At 45.1% G+C, this 2,083-nt stretch carries 1 protein-coding gene and 1 pseudogene; one reads left to right on the top strand and one right to left on the bottom strand.

Annotated features, from left to right (window positions below):
• Positions 1–389: 389 nt before the first annotated feature.
• Positions 390–1,754 (top strand): sodium-dependent transporter, encoded by a 1,365-nt coding sequence (locus ACTHSP_RS20000; RefSeq protein WP_314513671.1) that lies wholly within the window; start codon positions 390–392, stop codon positions 1,752–1,754.
• A 59-nt stretch (positions 1,755–1,813) separates the two neighbouring features.
• Here the strand turns inward: ACTHSP_RS20000 and ACTHSP_RS20005 are convergent.
• Positions 1,814–2,083 (bottom strand): annotated as a pseudogene (locus ACTHSP_RS20005) (D-lactate dehydrogenase); the annotation flags it as partial.

Raw genomic sequence — 2,083 nt, forward strand, 5'->3', positions numbered from 1 at the left:
GAAGGTACTCATGAAAAATCCCCTAAATGTCTTGGTGGGAATTTAGGGGATTTTGGGGAATTTTGCAAAGGTCTCAGCCTTTAGATAAATACCATCTTTGTTGCCGACATACTTAAAAGCACACCTTAGTACTATCCAATATCCTCACAATAACCCTTTCCCATATCCCACTTTTCAGACGGCCTTTATCGTTACGGCTCTTGCAATTATTCATATCGCTTCAGACAAATTCTCTGTTTGCAGGTTTTAATACCAAGCAAACCAGAGAAACCCACTAAAAATTATTCATTACATGGTTTTTTTAACTAATACTCTTTTCCGACTTTAGTCAAGATTCGTTAAATCTTTGCGGTAAAATGTTGTCTTTATTTTTATGCATCTGAGTATTTATGTCTTCTAATCAACCCCGTCAAACCTGGTCCAACCGTTTAACTTACATCCTTACCGTTGCCGGCGCGACTGTCGGCTTTGGCGCAACTTGGCGTTTCCCGTATTTAGTCGGTGAAAACGGCGGTGGCGCGTATGTGTTTCTGTTCTGTATCGCCATGCTGGTCATCGGTATTCCGATGATTTTGGTCGAAAACGTCATCGGCCGCCGTAAAGGCGTGAACGCGCTGGATGCGTTTGGCGGCACAATGAATGGCAAACCCGTTGCCAAAGTTTGGAAGTTGGTCGGTTGGATGGGCTTGCTCGGCGCATTCGGCATCATGGCCTATTACATGGTACTCGGCGGCTGGGTTATCAGCTACATCGTCAATATCATCGGCGGTAATTTGGACATTTCCAGCCCTGTTTCCGGCGAAGTTACCAAAAGTTTCTTTACCGAACACATCGAAAACAGCCCTTGGGAAATTGCGTTTTACACTTTCTTGTTTGTGATCGTAAACCAATGGATTTTGGTCAAAGGCGTCATCGGCGGCATTGAAAAAGCGGCAAAATACCTGATGCCGCTGCTGTTTTTGTTCCTGATTGCCATGGTCGTGCGCAACGTTACCCTGCCAGGCGCGATGGAAGGGATTACTTTCTATCTGAAGCCTGACTTCAGCAAAATTACCACCGAACTTTTCGTCTTCGTTTTGGGTCAAGTATTCTTCGCCTTGAGCTTGGGTTTCGGCGTGATGATTACTTTGTCCAGTTATTTGGATAAAAACGAAAATTTGGTGCAAACCGCAGTCATTACTGCCATTACCAATACCATCATCGCCGTGTTGGCGGGCTTTATGATTTTCCCGTCGCTCTTCAGCTTCGGCGTTGCCCCTAATTCCGGCCCGACTTTGGTATTCCAAAGCCTGCCGATCGTGTTCTCGAATATGTGGGCGGGACCCGTGTTCGCCGTGATTTTCTTCTCGCTGCTCCTGATTGCCGCGCTGACGACTTCGCTGACGATTTATGAAGTGTTGATTACGACGATTCAGGAGAAAACCAAAATCCGCCGCGCAGCCGCGATTACCATCGTACTGGCAGGTATTTTTATCTTCGGCAATATTCCTTCCATCTTGAGCTACGGCCCATGGAAAGAAATTTCCGTGTTTGGCAAAAACATTTTTGATGCCTTTGACTATATTAGCGGCAACATCCTGTTTATGCTGACCGCGCTTGGCTCTGCCTTGTTTGTCGGTTTCGTGATGAAAGATGAAGCAAAGGACGAATTGCTCTACAAAGGCAACCATGCCACCGTCAATATCTGGTTTGCTTATGTGAAATACCTCGTGCCATTGGTGATTCTGCTGATTTTCATCAGTAACCTGTTCTGATAAGCAAACACATAAAAAGGCCGTCTGAAAAATTCAGACGGCCTTTGTTTGACTATACTTTATTCAGCCCAGTTTTTCTTCTTACTGGTTTTACCGATACCGGGGTTGAAGCTGTTGGTTGGGTCTAGTTTTTTATAGAACTGTTTCAGTGCAGGCTTGGCTTCATACAGATGACCGACATTGTGTTCGGCAGGATATTGCGCGCCGCGTTGGTCAAGCAAGTGGAGCATTTCATGTTCCAAGGCCATGCAATCGTTGCCTTTTTTAATGATGTAGTCCTGATGGAACACATGACACATAAAATGTCCGTAATACAATTTATGGATGAT

The sequence above is a fragment of the Neisseria sp. P0001.S005 genome (genome assembly GCF_051963715.1).